Here is a 17754-nt window from a genome sequence, read left to right as displayed (position 1 = left end):
GGGATCATACTATGCACAAGTGGATTGGGGGTGCCCGGTCGGCGTTATAGCCTCAGTGAGTTTCATTGGGGCTTTTCGCTTTTTAGCGGCGGATAAATTTTCATTCCTACCCCTTTAAAACCATTTCCAACATTTTCTCTTCCACCATCGCAATAAAATTTTGGCTCTAATACTTCAAACGCTCTATTTTCTTGTTCTGGTCTTAATGTTTTCAAACCTATTGGCCTTGCCACTAAATCCGCAAGTTGCAAACCTGATGACATTACTTTTTTGTCTGAAAATATCACTTCAAATGGCAGAGGAATGCCTAAACGATTATTACCGTCACATATGCGCCTAAATTCTAATTCAAGTTCTTTATCTTCTTTATTGCCACGGCATTCAACCACAATATGTGTTTTTTTCTGTTGCTGATCTTTTTCTTTTAAAAATTCAAACAGTGTTTCCATGCAAAAGCCAAGTGCTGTGTGATACGGGTTAGCCTCTAAATCACTAGCTTTTGTCAGTTTTCGTTTATCGATAGTACAACTAATTAATATAAAATTGCTGTACTCAATGATATTGGTTAACTCGTCCAGAAATTGATATTTTTGTTCTTTGCTTTTAAAAATATTAAACGCGCCTTTTTCCTTTCGAATTTCATTTTCATGCAATACCACTTGGTCGTGACCAAAATGATTAAACTTAAACTTTTCTAATGCAGGAACAATAGCTTCACTGTAATGGCGTTTATGGAAAACACAAAATGCCAAAACAAAAATGGGATAGTTTTCATCAATACTTTGTAAACTATGGTCACCACTTTCATCAACATAGACGATATATTTAGCAAACTCAGATTCAATCGCGGTTTCGTTTGGTGTTATTAGCGTCGAATCCTTCTCAGCTTCTTGATGAGTTTTTTGCTGAACTAAATCAGTATTATCTAATTCAAAAAGCGGTAGCTGTTGATTTTTATTCTTAGACATTAGCGACCTTCTTAGCTTTAGTATTTTTTACTGTCACTTTTTTAAGTTTCATCTGAGCTTCAGTTATTCGCTTTAATAATTCACTAGCAGGTTCATCATTTTCATCTTGTGGTACAAGTTCACCACGAAAGGCTTTAGCGAGAATAGACTGTGTTAATCTGTTAAATTTCTTTTGCGCACCTAGATACTGTCGTTCAAATAAACTTGCATGAGAAAACAATTCACCTACTCTCCTCACTATTTCTAACTGTTCATCAATTTCGGGCAAATAAAACTCATAAACTTGTAATTTTTTTGCATTTATATTTGATTGGCTTACACCGTCAGTTTTCACTTGCCGCAATAATCACGAGCATGAGGGCTGTTCAATTGAATATTTAAGTATTCAGTATTTAGGCGATCACTTCCCTTTACTCTAATTAAGTATCCTGCATAAATTGCCTTTTGTTCACCGCGATAAATAGATGTTTTACCAACCAATTCGGGACTATTTGTACGGTTAAAAAGTACATCTCCAGTTTCTAACAGATATTTTTCAATTTCTGCCTCATCTGAGGTATAAACTAACTTATCCCAATCAAGTCGGCCTCCTTGTAAATTCCCCATTCGCAATACAGGAACTTCGCCTTCAGGTTTAGATTTTGCCGATGAGCCATAATTGAAGCCCTTTCCCACATCTTTCAGTTTCACGTTCGGCCATTGATTGTCACTTCCACCTCGCCATTCTTTGGTCAATTCACCCGAAGTTGCGGCGGCAAGGACGGATTGGCGGAAGCGTTTTAGGATATTGGGGATTTTGTCGAGGCGCGCTTGGGCGGCATCGACTTTCGCTAATATTGAATCAAGTTTATTGGCAATACGGATTTGTTCGTTTAGTGGAGCTAGTGGAAACTCATAATTTTGAACATCAGACGATTTAGCTGCTTTGGATATAAAGCGCCTTGAACAACACCTGAGATGGCATTAATAAAATTCTGTGTTTTTACTAAGGCAAATAAATAACGACTATCAACACCTACTGATTTAATTACTTCGAAACCTGTTGAGGCATATTGTTCATCAAAGTCTTTAGGTACATGAGCTATAGCATTTAAATTTGGTCTAGTTAACGAAACTAATACGTCATTTGTGTTTATTCTTTTTCGGGCTCGACTTGGTGCATCAATACCTTTTAAATGTTGTGGATTTTCAATTACCTTTAGTTTTCTATTGATACTACCAATATCAACGTAGACTAATTTATCTTCATCATTGGGTTTGTTTTGAACACATTTTATAGAAACATCTTTTATTTTTGCGTTTACCCAACCTTTAGGCAATTCACTCACAGAGTCACCTCTTCTACTTCTTCTGCACCTAACTCAACAAGTATGGATTTTAGCTCTAACATTGCGCCGGCCATTTCTTCTATGGCTTCGTTTATCAATACATCAGGCTCTGGCAAGCTGCCGGCGTCTTCTGTGCTGTCGTCTCGGATCCATGCCAAATCAAGTGAATCGTCTTTTTTGGCAATTTCTTCACGAGTAAAACAACGCAATCTACAGGTATCAACATTACCGATTTCGCTGCCCTTATTTTGAGGTGAAGTGCTATGCTCGGTGATAAATTTCACTCTAGCTTTTTCATCCACTGTCGTTAAGTCGTTACCAACAGCTTCATAAAATTCTTTAAAATGATCGTGTCCTAATACCGTGCGCTTACCAAACATTGGCATATTCGAGCGTAAGTCGTAAACCCAAACGTTTTTGGTTTGTGCTTTGTCTTGTGGCTTTTTATTATGAGAAAGGTCTTCAGGCTTTGAGAAAAACAACACGTTAGTTTTAACGCCGCCTGCATAAAAAATACCGGTAGGTAAACGCAAAATGGTGTGTAGGTTACATTTTTCCATTAAATCGTTACGTATAGTTTTTCCTATACCGCTTTCAAACAATACATTATCGGGTAATACCACGGCTGCACGGCCACCGGGTTTAAGCATTTTATGATAGATAAGATGTAAAAAGGCGAGTTGCTTATTACTGGTGTAATGTACTAAGTCATCACGAGTTGGAATACCGCCGCCCATTTTTGTACCAAAAGGTGGGTTAGCTAATATCAAATCAGCTTGAGGCAGTGCTTTACCTTCGTTTGATAAGGTATCACCAAATAGAATACCGGCGTTTTCATCATCAACGGCTATGTCGTGCAGCATTAGGTTCATCATGGCTAGGCGACGTGTGTCAGGCACTAATTCCATACCAAAAAAAGTGCCATGTTGATATTTGTCGTAAGCGCGTTCATCTAACGATAGTATGTCGTTATTTTGTTTAATATGATGATGTGCGCTAATTAAAAATCCGCCAGTTCCTGCTGTTGGGTCAACTATTACATCATCAAGGGTTGGGTTCATTAACTCAACCATCACGTTGATTAAGGTACGCGGGGTAAAGTATTGGCCGGCGCCTGATTTTTTCTCGCTAGCATTAATTTCTAGCAAGCCTTCGTACATGTCGCCTAAACCTTCTGCTTTAGCGCTGTACCAATCAAGTTTATCTACTTCGGTCACTAATTTACTTAACGTGGCAGGCTTACGAATAACCGTCTTGGCATTAGCGTAAATCGCCTTGGTAATTTGTGAACCATGTGAGCCTAAATGTATCAGTAACTTTTTGTATTCTTCTAAGCGTGATGCTGCATCGTAGCTTTCTAAATCTTTCCGGCGGTAACCTTCTGGTATACGCACTTCACCCGATTGGCTATCAGTTTCAGTATCTGTTTCTTGCACCATTTTTAAAAAGATTAAATAGGTAAGTTCATTAATGTATTCGTGATAAGTAACACCGTCATCTCTTAGTAAATTACATAGGTTCCAAAGTTTTGCGACTAGGTCTTGCGTGCTCATAATATGTGTTCTCTACTCTTATTTCAGAGTTTTGGGGAAAATAAATAATTTTTACTGCGTCGGCTATAAGCTTTGGTTAATCAGATAACAGCGCATAAAGTTCATTGTTTAGGTAATAATTGTCTTTACCGAGTTTATGTTTAGTTAACACGCCAATATCAACTAATTGGTTTAAATATTTACTGGCGGTATTACGATGTATATTTAGGTCTTGTGTAATAAACTCTACTTTGGTGTATGGGTGCGCAAATAGGTTGTTTATTAACTCGTGACTATAAATTTTCGGTAGTTTCGCTTTAATAATATGTTTAGTACTTTGCATTAAGGCAATTAAGCCTTTAATGGTTTTTAAGGTGTCTTGGTGGTAACTTGTAAGGCTTTAAGCATAAATAACAACCATGGTTCCCAACTTTCTTTATTGCCATAATTATCGCGAATACCCTGTAATAATTGATAGTACTGCGCTTTGTTTTTATTTAGGTAGCGTGACAAATACAAAATAGGTGCACCTAATAAGTTTTGTTTACTTAAGTATAAAATATTTAATATACGCCCTGTTCTACCATTACCATCGTAAAACGGATGAATGCTTTCAAACTGGTGATGAATAAGCGCCATTTTTACCAGATCGTCATAATCACTGAGTTCATCGTTATTAATGAAGTTTTCAAGATCGCGCATTAAATCAATTATGTGCTGACCCGTTTGCGGCGGCGTATAAACTACCTGCGCATTTTGTTGATTAATTAACTGAGTGCCACCTTGAGTTCTAAAACCGGCATTGTTATTCTCGATAATTTGCTGAATATCAATAATAGTGTTGTTGGTGAGCAAGCCGGTTTTATTAATGGTATTAAAGCCCGTTTCTAAGGCTTTGGCATAGTTATGCACTTCTTTAGCGCCAGTTGATAAAAACTGCTGTGATTGATAGTTACTACGGTATAAGTCGTCTTGCGTGGTGATGATATTTTCAATTTCAGAGCTTTCTTTCGCTTCTTGTAACGACAGCGTCGCCAACAATAGGTATTGATTAGGCATAGTTACCGCTAAGCCTTTTAATTCACCTAATGCTTGATGCGCTTTAGCCGTTGCCTTTAAAACAGCTTTGCTTTCTATATCGCCTAATTGCTGTAAAGGGATAAAATTGTAATTACAGTTCAACGATTTTCCTTAAATCTTTGCTTTAAATATTTGTTTAAACCTTTATTTAAACCAAGCATGAGCAAAAATTGATTATTTGTGCACGTTGATTTTATATGCACACATTTTCGCATTATGTTGTGCATGTAGCAATAACATAAACACGTATTTATACAATGTTGTGCATGTACTTTTTTGATTGTTTCATCATAACTGTCAAAAGCAGCATGAATTAAGCCCACAACTGGCGATTAAAATCTAACAACACTTCAGTAATAGGTTTATCGAACAATTTATTCGCCCGTTTAATACCACCCAATTGTTGCTTGAATACACCGCTGTCGAGTGCGATGTCATCAACTATGGTGGTTGCTTTCATCTGTTTAGCAATAGCTTGTAACCATTGTTTTTGCGGTGTTTTCCATTCTTGGTCGGCGAGTATTTTTTCCAGTGCTTGATCTACCCGCGCTTCAAAAGGTATTAACGCTTCGCCAATAGCTGCTTGTCTGATAAAACCTATGATCCGTGCGGCAATTTCTTCGTTCTTCACTTCGTTCCATGCCGTGCAAAGCGCTTGTTCTCTGAATTTATTTTTTTCTAACTCAAACGCTAATTCTTTAAGGCTTTGTCGGGTTAATTCCCAAGGGCGTTGAATAACGGTTTGAATACCTACTAAACGGTTACTGTTGGCATTTACAAAGTCACTGAAAGATTTAAGGTAGTCTTCTGGTTTTAGGTTATCACCATAACCATGGCTAATATCTATTATTTCGTCTTGATGATCTGATAATACAATAGGAGCTGTACCTGAGCCTCCGGTTATTTTCAGATCAAGCAATTCGCCAAGCTCAGGGTGGTTGGTAAACCATTGTGCAACATCTTCAAGCTTCATTGCTTTTAATTCTTGGGCAAACTCTTGCGGCGGCTTGCCGACAATCCGTTCAAAGTTACTGGCTTGTAAATCACTTAAATGGCGCTTTTTACTTTGTAATTTAGCTAAAAATTGGTTCTTAGCTAACTGTTGTAATTCAGGTGACGACGACTGAGTCATTTCTTGTGCAAGCGCTGAAAAAGTAATATCAACTTTAGTGACTACCGGTTTCATGCTGTTAACTTTTTCAAGTTGTTTGTAGATATCTACGGCGTCATAAATACGGAAGGTTTCTTTACCTATTTCATCACAGCGTCTTGTAGCACGACCTAGCATTTGTTCAAATAAAATACGGCTATTAACTCGACGTAAAAAGACTAGATTACATATCGCCGGCACATCTATGCCAGTAGTAAGCAGGTCAACCGTAACGGCAATATTAGGTAGGCGGTCGTTTTTAAAACGCTTAATTTTTTCTAATGGTTTATCACTAGCGCCGGTAATTTTTTGAATGGCATCGTCTTCTATTTCGCCGTGGTAGTTTTCACAGGCTTTTTTAAACGCTTCTACTACTTGATCAGCATGTTTATCGGTTACACAAAACACCAATGTTTTAGTCGGCGAATAAGGATTAATGGAATCACTTTCAATTAACCATTTAGTGACTTCTTCAGTAAAGCTTGATGAGATAACATTGCGATTAAATTGTGCTACGTCAAAGTCTAGCTCGTCTGGGGTATTAAAGGTTTCAATATGGCTGTTTTGAACATCGTAAACTTTAACTTCTTCATTTACTTCATAATGAATACCTTGCTCTGCTAATTTGGTATGAATACGAATAGGCGGTAAATGATCCGTTAGGTATCCATCGATGACGGCATCGGTATAACTATAAATGTATACTGGCTCACCAAAAATATCAGTAGTATGTAATGCCGGCGTAGCAGTTAAACCTATTTTAAAGGCGTCAAAATATTCGATAACAGCACGGTATTTAGATTGGTAATCTTTTTGATCTCGAAACTCTATTTCAGTATCGCTGAGTTCTCTGTCGAGTAGATACCCTCGATGGCATTCATCCACAACAATACAGTCGTACTGACCAACACCTGGCTTATTTTCGTTGTCGCTCGGATACAAAATTCGCTTTACTAAACCTTGTACGGTAGCAACATGAACTTTAGTTTCATCTTCTGGCTTTTTACCTGCAGGCTTATTTATTTGCATGCCCATAATATCGAACGTATCAGCAAATGTTTGCAAGTTTTCCATGCGTACTTCTGAAAAGTCATCTGTTGCTTGTATGCCTAGTGCAGAGCGGTCAACCAAAAATAAAATACGACGAAAACGTTCTGATTTTAATAGTCGGTAAACTAATGCAATACAGGTTTTAGTTTTACCTGTGCCGGTAGCCATAGCAACTAAGGCTTTTGACTCACCTTTTTGAATAGTACTTTCAATCACCTTTATCGCGTCTACTTGATAATCACGCAATTTAAGGTCATAGCCAAAATTCATCTCATCAAGCTTTTGATCCGCTTGCTGCGGTGTTTGCTTTAAGTAAGCTTTTATCTCTTGAGGTGAATACCACTTTTTAATGCTCGGCGTCGGTTAGTGTTATCACGAACATCTAAAAACCATATGCCACTTTCTTGCTCTAGTTGTTTTAGATATGGGCGTCCATTGGTTGCAAATGTAAGGGGTACTTTAAACTCGTTCCACGTATGTTCAATTTCAAACTTATCATGAGGTTTTAAGCCACTGGCATAACGTTTTGCTTGATCAATAGCAGAGTAAACATTTTTAGATTTTTTCTTTGCTTCTACAACGGCTACAGGTGTTAACCCAATAAACAATACATAATCTGCAGGCCCAGAGTCAGTCGGCCATTCTGCAATCGCTTTATTTTTATTAATTTCAGGTATAGAGCCTTTAGAGTAGCGTAAGTTAACAGAGTCTACTTCCCAACCGTCATCCAATTGTTCATCAATTAATATTCGCGTTGCTTCTTCATCAACATAAAAAGTTGATTGTTGTACTTGATTGATGATGGCTGCTTGTTTTTCTTTATCTAGTTGTACAAAGTCGGTAATACGTTGGCTATTAGCAACTGTAAATTGCTTATCTAATTCGGCAATTTTTCTTTCTTGCTCTTGTGCAACAGATTCCCAAGTAGCTTTTTCTTGTGCCATTGCATCGGCACGTTGCTTTTCAGCATTCGCTTTTTGTTCTGTTACTTGGTTTAGTTGTTCGACTGCAGCAAGACGATCTGATGAGCGTTGAGATTCTATTTTTAAGGTGTTGAATTTTTCTTCTAACTCGCGAACATATTGCGAAGGATCAACAGGCTTAACAAAGGGTTTGAATTTAAACCCTTTAGCTTTATCTCCGCCAAAGGTGACATGATACCAACCACTTAAAGCACAACCGATCTGCATGCATTTAAGGGCGTCTCTATGACTTGACGAAAGGTATTCGTGATTAGCGACATTGCCCAATTTACGAATAGTATGAAAAGCATCTTTAACATTATCATCGAGTTTAAGGGTATATTCTAAATCTCTGATTAAATCGACTTGTTTTACATATTTACCAGACTCAACACCAACACACGCAGCAATTTTTTGCGCGATGGCTTCACCGAGTTGGCGCATTTTAATAAGCGAGGTGTTGGGATCAGATGCGTAACATTGTTCAGCCGTTTCAGCTAAACGAAATAACAATTCATCGTGGTGTTTTAAGAACTCAAAGTTACTGGTAAAAGAAGGCATATAACGTCCGTTTATTGTTCTTTGTTATTATTGGTGAATATCGTTAAATATTGCGCAATAAACAAAGTGCAATAATAACAACTCGCTGTCAAATAAATTGGACTAAAAAAACATTTAAATCAAAGTTATTATTGATTAAAAATATAAAATGAAAAATTATTCGCTAGCTTTGCTACCTACCAATTGTATATATTAATGAAAACGGATTTTAGAGTTTAACAATGGCAATACCAACAAACATTTTATTTATTTCACTATTAATCATTCCTATGTTTGTATGCATAGGCATCATTTATTTTATTAAATCATTTAGTGATAAACGTCGAATTTACCCTTTTGATGTAGCAAAAACAGCCAGAACCCCAGGCTATTCCTTAATTAGTCAAATTATTGATAGTACTTGGAATGTTGCCTTTTATATTATGTTTATTTTCTTTTCATGTGTGCTTCCTTTTGCTATTGCAGGGTTCAGTTTTTATGCCGACACCCAAGTAGCATCTCTATCGACAACGATATTCATTTCTATCTGTATATTTATATATTTTGGCATAAAGTTTCTAAAAGAATTCTTAAAACTAAATCAACTCAAGGTTGGTTTAGAAGCTGAATGGGCTGTTGGCAATAAACTCAATGAGCTGCAACAATTAGGCTATAAAGTATTTCATGATGTTCAGGCTGACAATTTTAATATTGATCATTTAGTTGTTGGTTCAAACGGTGTATTTGCCATAGAAACCAAAGGACGTCGCAAACCCTTGGTTAAGAGTAAAGGTCAAAATAAACCGAGGAATAAGCAGTTCAATGTTGTAGTAAAAGGAACCTTACTTGAGTTTCCAACATGGAAGGATACTAAATCCGTAGAACAAGCTATAAGGCAAGGCAAGTGGGTATCTAACTGGCTAACAAAATCTACGGGACAAGAAATTCAAGCAGCAGCTGTTTTAATCATTCCAGGTTGGTACATTGAACGTAAAGAAAAACCAATTATTCCTGTGTTACCACACAATAATTTAGCAAACACTTTTCCTAAATTATTAGGAAGCTCCTTAGACAGTAAAACTATCGACCGTATTTGCTACCAAATAGCTCAACGTGTACAGCGAGGTAGTAATTCTCTTTAATACACCTGTAATCTCTGTTAACAAACCATTTTAACGAGATAAGGATTGATGAATAGGGCAATATTGTTAGTTTAAAAGCGTCTTGTAAGAGCCTATGAAAAATTAATGGTTTGTATAAAAGGTAATTGACAAAGTATAAAAGGAAGTGGTGGCCCCTCAGTGACTTGAACACTGGACCTACCGATTATGAGTTTGTCATTTGCCATAAAGCTTTAAATACCCTACACTCTACCACTCACTACAACCTATTAAAATTAATGACTTATAGCCCTACTGATATTATATCCAGTTCTATTTTAATGGCGTCCAATAGGCGTCCAGAAGAATAAAGCGTCTAATAAGCGTCCAGATTTTCAGGAGTAAAAATGAGTGCGACTAAAGTTTTTTCATTTCGTGATGATCGAATTAAAGCTATTACTGAAGTCGGGAGTATAGAGATTCTTCTTTAGTGGTTTCAGTTGTCGTGTGAGCAATGCAGGTAAAAAAATATTTCAAGTTAGACGAAAAAAAATGGAAAAGATATTCGCGTTAAAATTGGCGAGCATGGGCTTATGAATTTAAGGCAAGCAAAAGAGAAAGCTTACCAATACCTTACTGACATAGAAAATGGTATAAACCCGAATGAACAGCGCAAAGAAGATAGTAATCACGCTATTACGTTAAGGCAAGCATTTGAGAGTTATCTTCTTGATAGAGAATTAAAGCCAAAAACAATAGTTGGTTATCGTCAGGTAATTAATTGTTATCTAAAAGCATGGAAAGAGAAACCTTTGATTCGTTTAGATGAATTTGAAGTGACAGCAATACATAAAAAAGTGAGTCAGAATAGCAAAGCTCAAGCGGATTTAATGGCACGAGTTCTTCGTGCCTTGTTTAATTATGCCAATAGAGAATATCGAGGAAATGACGGTGCATTTATTTTTGCTAACAATCCAGTCAAGGAGCTGTCTCACAAAAAACAATGGAACCATGTTGGTAGAAAAAATACTCGCATTCGCTCCAAAGAATTAAAAGCTTACCTTGAAGCACTAAAGGAAACTCGTAATAACCCAAAGTTTAATCATTTCACCAAATCAGTTTGTGATGCTTGTGAATTTGCTTTATTTACAGGATTACGCAAAGGTGAAGTGTTAGGACTTGAGTGGAATAGAGTTAATCTAAAAGATAGTTATTATTGGATTGATAAAACTAAAAATGGTAAGCAGCTTGAACTGCCTATTACGGAGTCTTTACGTAGAATATTGCTTAGGTCTTTGGGAAAATAAGGACGATAAAGCGTGTTATGTTTTTAGAGGTAATGCAAACGGTCGCATTATTACCGACCCAAAAAAAGTCATATTAAAAATTAAAGAAAACTTAGAAAATAATGCCCACTCATCAATTAATATTAACTGGCATGATTTACGCCGTACTTATGGGTCGTTAGCAGAATCGGTAAATGTATCCAGTTATACATTAAAGCGATTACTTAATCACAAAAACAAACGAACAGATGATGTAACTGCCGGTTATATCGTTCTTGATCATGAGGAGTTAATAGGCCCAACTCGAAGAATTGAGCAAGCAATTTTGGAACACGCGGGACTTAAACAATCAGAAGAAAGAATCAATGCAACTTTAACTGCTTTGTTGGGCGGATTAAGTCAGTCTGAAAAAAGAAAGATGATATTTCAACTCTCTGAATCTTCACCAAGTAGAACTAAAAACAATTAAATTGAAATATTTAGTGTTATAGGTATTGATATTTCGACCACTTTTATATACTATTTTACCAAGCTGTTATTTTACTGCCCAGAAGAAGCCCAACTTTAATCAGATGGGCTTTTTTTATGCCTGAAATTCAAAGTTGTTAAGTACTTCCATCTATAAGCCTCGCAATCTTGCGGGGCTTTTTTGTTTGTGGTGAATTATGATTAAAACCAATGAAAAAATTTCAAAATCGCTGACCTCGAAAGAGGTTGCTTATATATTAAATATTAAACCGCGTGTTCTTATGAAAATGCGCAAGCTTGGTGACAAACGCATACCTTGGAAAGGTGAAGGTAAGTCAATAATGTATAAATTAGAGGATGTAAAAAAGTTTATTGAGATTTGTAAAATCACATAGAATTACCAATGTGATTTTTTAAGTGAAAGCCCGATTGTTTGCTCAATCGGGCTTTTTTTTTAAAAAAAACAGGAATATTTAGTATGAAAAACTTAGCTAAAACAGGTTATTTGAACACACTACCACCACTACTTACAACAGAAGAGACTGCAAAATATCTAGGGTTAAAAACCGCTACGCTCGAGCAAAAGCGATGGCGCGGCGACAAGAGTTTACCTTGGGTAAAAATTGGATCTATTGTTCGCTATAAAGCAAGCGATGTAGCTGCATTAATCCAATCAAGCATTATTAAATAGGGGCATACTTCATGAATAAAAAAAATTGCGATACCCTGAACCAACAAAGTACCGCCGAAGCCATGGCAAACAATAACAAAAAACAGGTAAAAAGACAGTTAAAAATAGAGCGGTTTGCTGAACTATTATTACAAAGCGGTCTATCTGGTGTTACTCGTTGGTCAATAGTTGGCAAGCAGCAGTCTAATAATCCGGGCACCTTTGCTAGTGATTTAAGAAAGATTGGTTTAAACATAACCAAGGGCCGAGTTTACACATTAGTGGATTTAATAAGTGCCAAAGCCGGCGTTAATTTCATTAATAAAAAAAGAGCTGAGCGCAATGCTGAACTGTTAGAACATGATGTAATTGAACATTGGTTGCAACCCTTTATTGCTAGGGAAAATGAGGTGGAATCATGAATTACAACGAGCAGTTAAATGCTGCTCTTAACTTTGGCTTGTTGCTTGATGCTTTAGAATGTGATGGACAATTACACCGAGTTAGCACTCAATTAAAACCCAAAGGTAAAAACGGTTGGTATATTGCTTTTAATGAAAGTCCTACGTTAGTCATGGGTGACTGGCAAAGGGGCATTACTGAAACGTGGAAACCAGACGGACACAAACAAACGCACCATGAGCAAATAGCAATACAAAAGGCGATTAAAGCAGCCGAAGCCGAGCGAGTAAAAAATCATGCTTTGGCAACAAGGCAAGCGCTTGATATTTACAGCCATGCAAAACCCGTAACCGAACACCAATACTTAATCGACAAGGGCATTAATGCGCCCAACGTGATCAGGTGTAAGGATAACTTGTTAATTGTGCCGTTAGTTGATTACAACTTAGATAAGCCAGTGTTAATAAACGTGCAAATCATTAGCGAGCAAGGTTTTAAAAAATTCACCAAAGGCGGCAGGGTTACGGGTTTATGTTGCCCTATTGAACTACCTAACAATGAACCATTAACGCGCTTGTATATTGCCGAGGGCTTTTCAACCGCTGTTAGTGTTCACCAAATAACAGGCTATCCAGTATTAGCCGCAATGAATGCCAACAACTTAGCGCCCGTTGCTAAAATTGCGCGCCGCGTTGGCCTGATATAGAAATCATTATCACGGGTGACGATGATTACTTAACCGAGCGTAAAACAGGGAGTAACACGGGTAAAGATAAGGCGATTAATGCTGCCTCTATTATCAGAGGTAAGACAGCGTTTCCACCGTTCACCTTTGAGCAAAAGCTTGCGGGCTTAACCGATTGGAACGACTACGAACAAAGCCTAAATAACAAGGCGGTATCATGAAAGAAAATAATAATGTAGTAGAGCAATCCACTGCAGATGCGCCACCAGAGCCAGTAACAATAAACAATCAAATGGTTACTAATAGCGAACTCGCCACACTAACCAAGATGAACGATAAGTATAGTCATATTGTCATAGGTGCTAAACATAGAGTAATGACCTTTAAGCCATGCTCAGTGGATGGCGAGCGAATGACGTTTGAAAGCATTAAAGACTTTTATAATTACTTTGAACATATGCCTAAAGTTGCTTGGATTAAATCAAGGTAAAGCATGGTTTAAGTGGTCAGATAAATCATTCTATTCTGATGGTATTGGCTATTATCCTGATGTTTCAAAAGCACCTATTAAACTATTTAACACCTTTAGGGGCTTTGGTTGTGAGGCGGTATATGGTGACGTTACATTAATACTTAACCATGTTCATGATGTTTTATGTGGTGGTGATAGCATTGCTTCAACGTATTTTATTCAATGGTCAAGGCGCATATCTTCCAAAAGCCGCCGTTAAGCCCACCGTTGCTATATTGATGAAATCAGCAGAGGGAACAGGTAAAGGAACGCTTTATAAATTACTAAAAAAAATGCTTGGTTTAAATGCTAATCAGGTTAATGGGCATTACCAGTTAACAGGCCGATTTAATTCTGTTATTGCCGGTAAGCTGCTTATCTTTGGTGACGAAGTCGACCTAACCAGTAAGGTGGTATTTGACAAGGTAAAAGGGATTATCTCAGAGCCTACAATCAGTTTGGAGCTAAAAGGTATTGATGCCGAGCCAGTGCCAAATTTTGCACGGTTTATCTTTGCCGGTAATCATAGCCAAATATTAAGAGCCGGCACTAGAGAGAGACGGTTTTTAGTCTTAGAGCCATCATCGAAACGAGTTGATGATAAAAAATACTTTAGTGAGTTAAACGCTTTGATTGATGGTGATGGTGCTGCTTATTTTCTTGAATATTTGCTTAACATTGATATTACTTTATTTGAACCATACAAGGCGCCTGCAACAAAAGGATTGATTGAAGAAAAGCTATCAAGCTTACCTCCGATACTTTCTTTTTTTATGATGAGTTACACAAACCAAAACCATTTCATGAAGCGGCTAGGCTTTTCGCTAACGACTTAATAGAACTCTATATACAATGGACTGAAAGCAATGGTCTAACAACAACACAAGCAAGCGCCCGAAGCCAAATAGGAAAAGCAATGGTAGGGTTTAATATAAAGAAAATTGGACGAGCAGGCCGCAACAAAGGCATATACTATGAATTACCCAATAGTGAAGATATTAGAATGAAATTTGCTAAAAGCTTAGGCCATAACAGTGATGATATTTTCTAATATTACTAATTTACCTATACCACCTATACCAATAAGCTAAGAAGTACATTAATAAAGGCTTATAACTGTCACAGTTTTTTTTACACCTATACCAGAGCTATACCACCTATACCACTTTAAGGGTAATTATTAATAATATGGTACAGGTGGTAGGGGTAATAAACATAAATAGTACAAGTAAATTAAGTACCGACACCACTCAGAGCCATTGTTGTATGCGGCTTTAGTGACAAATGGTACAGGTGGCACAGCAAAAACGCGATATTTTTATACTAATTAAAACAAAGTAACATTTTTACTGCATTTTCATTCAGTTTGTATATATCTTTAGCTCTAAGCTGATTTGAACGAGAACTTTGGTGATATTTCACTTTATTGGCTTTTAAAAACGCTTTTAATATATTCGATTTTATTGCAAAATTTACATTTTGAGGTACATTCCCCTGACTTTTTAACATATAACTATCTGATAACTTACTCACAATTACACCAATTACAGCGCCTGTAGAATCGAAAACAGGGCCGCCGCTATTACCTGGCTGAATAGGTGCAGAAATTTGATAATTGCTTGAATCACCACCAAGCCCCGATAATGCACTTAAGCTTCCTGTTGTCAGTTTAATAGTATTACCCATAAGAGAAATTAAAGGGTAGCCAAGTACAACAACTTCTTCACCTAAATCATGAACTTCCTTATTACTGATATGAACATAATCATCAGTGAGCAAATTCACTTTTAAAACGGCAAGATCATTATGTTTATCTACGTGTACTACTCTTGCCGGATATTGAGTTGAATTACTAAAAACTTCAGTGCCATTACAGCCTTCAACCACGTGATAGTTCGTTATTATGTAACCAAGATCATTAATAACAAAACCTGAACCTGTTCCTATTAGCTCACCTTTATTTGGTTTTTTAATTTTTTCTTTTGCGGGCGGTATAGGCCTCTGTAACAAAGACTGGATGTAATAATCATTTTTAGCCATATGCATTGCTGTTCCACTAGCGGCACTATGCAAATATGGATCAGCTCCAAATGAAACCAATGCTTTTATTAAGCTGACATTTTTTTTATTAATAGCCCAATGGAGTGCTGTATCGCCATAAATATTTTGTACATTTACACTAGCGCCGGCACTTAATAATTCATTAAGCATATTTGTTTTATTCTTCATTACGGCCATTATTAGCGGGGTATTCCCTTCCCTATTTACCGCATTTACATTAGGTTTAAAATGCATTATTAACTTAAATAAATCAGCTTTTTGACTCAACGTGGCGTAATGTAGTGCTGTATTGGCTTTAGGTCCTACATGATCTATTTTTGCACCATTATTTAAAAGATATTTTGTTATTTCAAAACGAAAGCTGATTATAGCTTGGTTTAACGGTGTATTGTATTTGGTACTAGTTGTATTTATGGGGGCACCTGATTTAACCAAAGAAAACAACTAGGTTTTTATTTCCGATATATGCAGCATCCGTGAGCAAAGGAGCTGAATTGTTATTTGTATAAGTAACATCCCCTCCTGCATCAATAAGCATGCCTAACATTTTGTCGTTAGATTTACTTACTGCTAATGCTATAGGTGATGCATTTTTCACATTAACAGTATTTACATCCACATTATGCTTTATCAATAACTCAAGCATCTCTATATTACCTTGAACTACCGCAAGCTCTACAGCCCCAACATTTTTATTATTCAAATGGTTAACGTTTGCACCATGACTTTCTAAAAGTGTTTCAACGATTTCGACTTGATTCATGCTTACAGCAGCAAGCAAAGCAGTCCTTCCATATTCATTAGCAGCATTAGGCTTTGCTCCTCCATTGATCAGCAAAGTGACTATTTCTTTGTTTCCACCATATGCTGCATTTATTAACATAGCAGTTGGGTTATTTCCTACTCTATTAACATCCCCTCCTGCATCAATAAGCATGCCTAACATTTTGTCGTTAGATTTACTTACTGCTAATGCTATAGGTGATGCATTTTTCACATTAACAGTATTTACATCCACATTATGCTTTATCAATAACTCAAGCATCTCTATATTACCTTGAACTACCGCAAGCTCTACAGCCCCAACATTCTTATTATTCAAATGGTTAACATTTGCACCATGACTTTCTAAAAGTGTTTCAGCGATTTCGACTTGATTAGTGTTCACTGCAGCAAGGAAAGCATTCATACCAAATTGATTAGCGGTATTAGGGTTTGCTCCTTTATCTAATAATATATCAACAAAGACTGTTTTTCTTTGAACTATTGCGTAATGCAAAGGGGTCCACATCTTCAATATTTGCAAGTTCACTTCTGAAGATTGAATATTTTTAACATAATCTAAGTCATTATTTCGTATCGCATGTTGCGGACTTAATGTACATGATTGCAAATAGAAAATGCATAACAATACTAATATTATGTTTTTACTGGTTCTCATATAAATCCTTTATATAATCGATTGGGAATAACTATTTGCAATAATTCATACTCTTATCTATTTCATTGTAAGTAATGATACTATTTATCGCAGTAATACTTTATCAAAGAAACAATATTGATACATTCAATATGTGTTGTTTTGTGTTGTTTCACAAAATTTTTAAAAACACCTAAGCTAGCTTATAAAGAGTTTTTAGTATAACTATTTAAAACTTTGTCGGTGAAGCAGAATACAGAACAAGAAAAGTAACTCACTAAAATGCGCAGGATGATGTAATTGGATATGGGAAACACTTTAATGCTAATTAACTATCAAGACCTAAACAACAAAGCGTCCAATAGGCGTCCCAAAAAATATAATAAATTCATATTTGGAGCTAAACATTATTCAAGTTACTGATATTTCGAATAAAAAGTGGTGGCCCCTCAGTGACTTGAACACTGGACCTACCGATTATGAGTCGGGCGCTCTAACCAACTGAGCTAAGGGGCCATATACGTGGAATGTATATACTTAA

At 36.6% G+C, this 17754-nt stretch carries 22 protein-coding genes and 1 tRNA gene; 11 read left to right on the top strand and 12 right to left on the bottom strand.

All coding sequences use genetic code 11. The features are described from left to right. Nucleotides 1-62 precede the first annotated feature (62 nt). From L3081_RS05980 to L3081_RS05940, 9 genes are all read right to left on the bottom strand, one after another. Nucleotides 63-968, bottom strand: coding sequence for a DUF3800 domain-containing protein (locus L3081_RS05980; RefSeq protein ID WP_242284175.1), 906 nt, complete (start codon nt 966-968; stop codon nt 63-65). Beyond that, nucleotides 961-1302, bottom strand: coding sequence for a hypothetical protein (locus L3081_RS05975; RefSeq protein WP_242284174.1), 342 nt, complete (start codon nt 1300-1302; stop codon nt 961-963). The genes L3081_RS05980 and L3081_RS05975 overlap by 8 nt, the downstream gene beginning before the upstream one ends. Continuing rightward, complete coding sequence (locus L3081_RS05970; RefSeq protein WP_242284172.1) at nt 1299-1703, bottom strand: restriction endonuclease subunit S; 405 nt, start codon at nt 1701-1703, stop codon at nt 1299-1301. The genes L3081_RS05975 and L3081_RS05970 overlap by 4 nt, the downstream gene beginning before the upstream one ends. 146 nt (nt 1704-1849) lie before the next feature. Next, nucleotides 1850-2296, bottom strand: a complete 447-nt coding sequence (locus L3081_RS05965) for a restriction endonuclease subunit S domain-containing protein (protein WP_242284170.1) — start codon at nt 2294-2296, stop codon at nt 1850-1852. Further along, nucleotides 2293-3849: a class I SAM-dependent DNA methyltransferase gene (locus L3081_RS05960; RefSeq protein ID WP_242284169.1), complete on the bottom strand. Its 1557-nt coding sequence runs from the start codon at nt 3847-3849 to the stop codon at nt 2293-2295. Before L3081_RS05960 ends, L3081_RS05965 begins: the two co-directional genes overlap by 4 nt. 76 nt (nt 3850-3925) lie before the next feature. Continuing rightward, the gene (locus L3081_RS05955) at nt 3926-4171 is read right to left on the bottom strand and encodes a DNA-binding protein (protein ID WP_242284168.1); all 246 of its coding nucleotides are present in this window, start codon (nt 4169-4171) and stop codon (nt 3926-3928) included. 26 nt (nt 4172-4197) lie between these two features. Next, nucleotides 4198-5010: a Fic family protein gene (locus L3081_RS05950; RefSeq protein ID WP_242284167.1), complete on the bottom strand. Its 813-nt coding sequence runs from the start codon at nt 5008-5010 to the stop codon at nt 4198-4200. Between the two features lie 211 nt (nt 5011-5221). Continuing rightward, entirely contained in the window at nt 5222-7432 is a 2211-nt protein-coding gene (hsdR, locus tag L3081_RS05945; protein ID WP_242285598.1) for a type I restriction-modification system endonuclease, read from the bottom strand. Further along, nucleotides 7429-8631, bottom strand: a complete 1203-nt coding sequence (locus L3081_RS05940) for a type I restriction endonuclease (protein ID WP_242284165.1) — start codon at nt 8629-8631, stop codon at nt 7429-7431. The genes hsdR and L3081_RS05940 overlap by 4 nt, the downstream gene beginning before the upstream one ends. Before the next feature lie 221 nt (nt 8632-8852). On the opposite strand from L3081_RS05940, the gene L3081_RS05935 reads away from it, so the two are divergent. The 11 genes from L3081_RS05935 to L3081_RS26450 all read left to right on the top strand — a co-directional run bounded on the left by L3081_RS05935 (nt 8853) and on the right by L3081_RS26450 (nt 14783). Continuing rightward, entirely contained in the window at nt 8853-9752 is a 900-nt protein-coding gene (locus L3081_RS05935) for a nuclease-related domain-containing protein (protein WP_242284163.1), read from the top strand. Between the two features lie 521 nt (nt 9753-10273). Further along, nucleotides 10274-11017 (top strand): tyrosine-type recombinase/integrase, encoded by a 744-nt coding sequence (locus L3081_RS28040; protein WP_338027263.1) that lies wholly within the window; start codon nt 10274-10276, stop codon nt 11015-11017. Then, entirely contained in the window at nt 10959-11465 is a 507-nt protein-coding gene (locus L3081_RS05925) for a site-specific integrase (protein ID WP_242284159.1), read from the top strand. Before L3081_RS28040 ends, L3081_RS05925 begins: the two co-directional genes overlap by 59 nt. A 196-nt stretch (nt 11466-11661) precedes the next feature. Next, nucleotides 11662-11859, top strand: coding sequence for a helix-turn-helix domain-containing protein (locus L3081_RS05920; protein WP_242284157.1), 198 nt, complete (start codon nt 11662-11664; stop codon nt 11857-11859). A gap of 83 nt (nt 11860-11942) precedes the next feature. Then, complete coding sequence (locus L3081_RS05915) at nt 11943-12155, top strand: helix-turn-helix domain-containing protein (protein ID WP_242284156.1); 213 nt, start codon at nt 11943-11945, stop codon at nt 12153-12155. Nucleotides 12156-12166: 11 nt separating this feature from the next. Then, nucleotides 12167-12556 (top strand): hypothetical protein, encoded by a 390-nt coding sequence (locus tag L3081_RS05910; RefSeq protein WP_242284155.1) that lies wholly within the window; start codon nt 12167-12169, stop codon nt 12554-12556. Further along, entirely contained in the window at nt 12553-13242 is a 690-nt protein-coding gene (locus tag L3081_RS05905) for a toprim domain-containing protein (protein WP_242284153.1), read from the top strand. The genes L3081_RS05910 and L3081_RS05905 overlap by 4 nt, the downstream gene beginning before the upstream one ends. Before the next feature lie 196 nt (nt 13243-13438). Continuing rightward, nucleotides 13439-13711: a hypothetical protein gene (locus L3081_RS05900; RefSeq protein WP_242284151.1), complete on the top strand. Its 273-nt coding sequence runs from the start codon at nt 13439-13441 to the stop codon at nt 13709-13711. Next, nucleotides 13689-13952 carry a hypothetical protein gene (locus tag L3081_RS05895; protein ID WP_242284150.1) on the top strand — a complete coding sequence of 88 codons (264 nt, stop codon included), beginning with the start codon at nt 13689-13691 and terminating at the stop codon, nt 13950-13952. Before L3081_RS05900 ends, L3081_RS05895 begins: the two co-directional genes overlap by 23 nt. After that, nucleotides 13894-14568 (top strand): primase-helicase family protein, encoded by a 675-nt coding sequence (locus L3081_RS05890; RefSeq protein ID WP_242284149.1) that lies wholly within the window; start codon nt 13894-13896, stop codon nt 14566-14568. The genes L3081_RS05895 and L3081_RS05890 overlap by 59 nt, the downstream gene beginning before the upstream one ends. A gap of 80 nt (nt 14569-14648) precedes the next feature. Beyond that, on the top strand, nt 14649-14783 hold the full coding sequence (locus L3081_RS26450) for a hypothetical protein (protein ID WP_274620338.1): 135 nt from the start codon (nt 14649-14651) through the stop codon (nt 14781-14783). A gap of 272 nt (nt 14784-15055) precedes the next feature. Here the strand turns inward: L3081_RS26450 and L3081_RS05885 are convergent, their stop codons facing one another. The 3 genes from L3081_RS05885 to L3081_RS05875 all read right to left on the bottom strand — a co-directional run bounded on the left by L3081_RS05885 (nt 15056) and on the right by L3081_RS05875 (nt 17729). Then, nucleotides 15056-16228, bottom strand: coding sequence for a trypsin-like peptidase domain-containing protein (locus tag L3081_RS05885; protein ID WP_242284148.1), 1173 nt, complete (start codon nt 16226-16228; stop codon nt 15056-15058). Continuing rightward, nucleotides 16221-17234, bottom strand: coding sequence for an ankyrin repeat domain-containing protein (locus tag L3081_RS05880; RefSeq protein ID WP_242284147.1), 1014 nt, complete (start codon nt 17232-17234; stop codon nt 16221-16223). The genes L3081_RS05885 and L3081_RS05880 overlap by 8 nt, the downstream gene beginning before the upstream one ends. A 418-nt stretch (nt 17235-17652) precedes the next feature. Continuing rightward, nucleotides 17653-17729, bottom strand: a tRNA-Ile gene (locus L3081_RS05875). Nucleotides 17730-17754 lie beyond the last annotated feature (25 nt).

It is taken from the genome of Colwellia maritima, from assembly GCF_022669015.1.
Classification (GTDB): domain Bacteria; phylum Pseudomonadota; class Gammaproteobacteria; order Enterobacterales; family Alteromonadaceae; genus Colwellia; species Colwellia maritima.
This window is presented reverse-complemented; position numbering and strand designations above follow the sequence as displayed.

Bases quoted from the DNA above. Each gene is read 5' to 3' on its own strand.
- L3081_RS05915 (WP_242284156.1), top strand. From the start codon at position 11,943: ATGAAAAACTTAGCTAAAACAGGTTATTTGAACACACTACCACCACTA.
- L3081_RS05880 (WP_242284147.1), bottom strand. From the start codon at position 17,234: ATGAGAACCAGTAAAAACATAATATTAGTATTGTTATGCATTTTCTAT.
- L3081_RS05900 (WP_242284151.1), top strand. From the start codon at position 13,439: ATGAAAGAAAATAATAATGTAGTAGAGCAATCCACTGCAGATGCGCCA.
- L3081_RS05935 (WP_242284163.1), top strand. From the start codon at position 8,853: ATGGCAATACCAACAAACATTTTATTTATTTCACTATTAATCATTCCT.
- L3081_RS05955 (WP_242284168.1), bottom strand. From the start codon at position 4,171: ATGCAAAGTACTAAACATATTATTAAAGCGAAACTACCGAAAATTTAT.
- L3081_RS05920 (WP_242284157.1), top strand. From the start codon at position 11,662: ATGATTAAAACCAATGAAAAAATTTCAAAATCGCTGACCTCGAAAGAG.
- L3081_RS05910 (WP_242284155.1), top strand. From the start codon at position 12,167: ATGAATAAAAAAAATTGCGATACCCTGAACCAACAAAGTACCGCCGAA.
- L3081_RS05960 (WP_242284169.1), bottom strand. From the start codon at position 3,849: ATGAGCACGCAAGACCTAGTCGCAAAACTTTGGAACCTATGTAATTTA.
- L3081_RS26450 (WP_274620338.1), top strand. From the start codon at position 14,649: ATGGTAGGGTTTAATATAAAGAAAATTGGACGAGCAGGCCGCAACAAA.
- L3081_RS05940 (WP_242284165.1), bottom strand. From the start codon at position 8,631: ATGCCTTCTTTTACCAGTAACTTTGAGTTCTTAAAACACCACGATGAA.
- L3081_RS05980 (WP_242284175.1), bottom strand. From the start codon at position 968: ATGTCTAAGAATAAAAATCAACAGCTACCGCTTTTTGAATTAGATAAT.
- L3081_RS05905 (WP_242284153.1), top strand. From the start codon at position 12,553: ATGAATTACAACGAGCAGTTAAATGCTGCTCTTAACTTTGGCTTGTTG.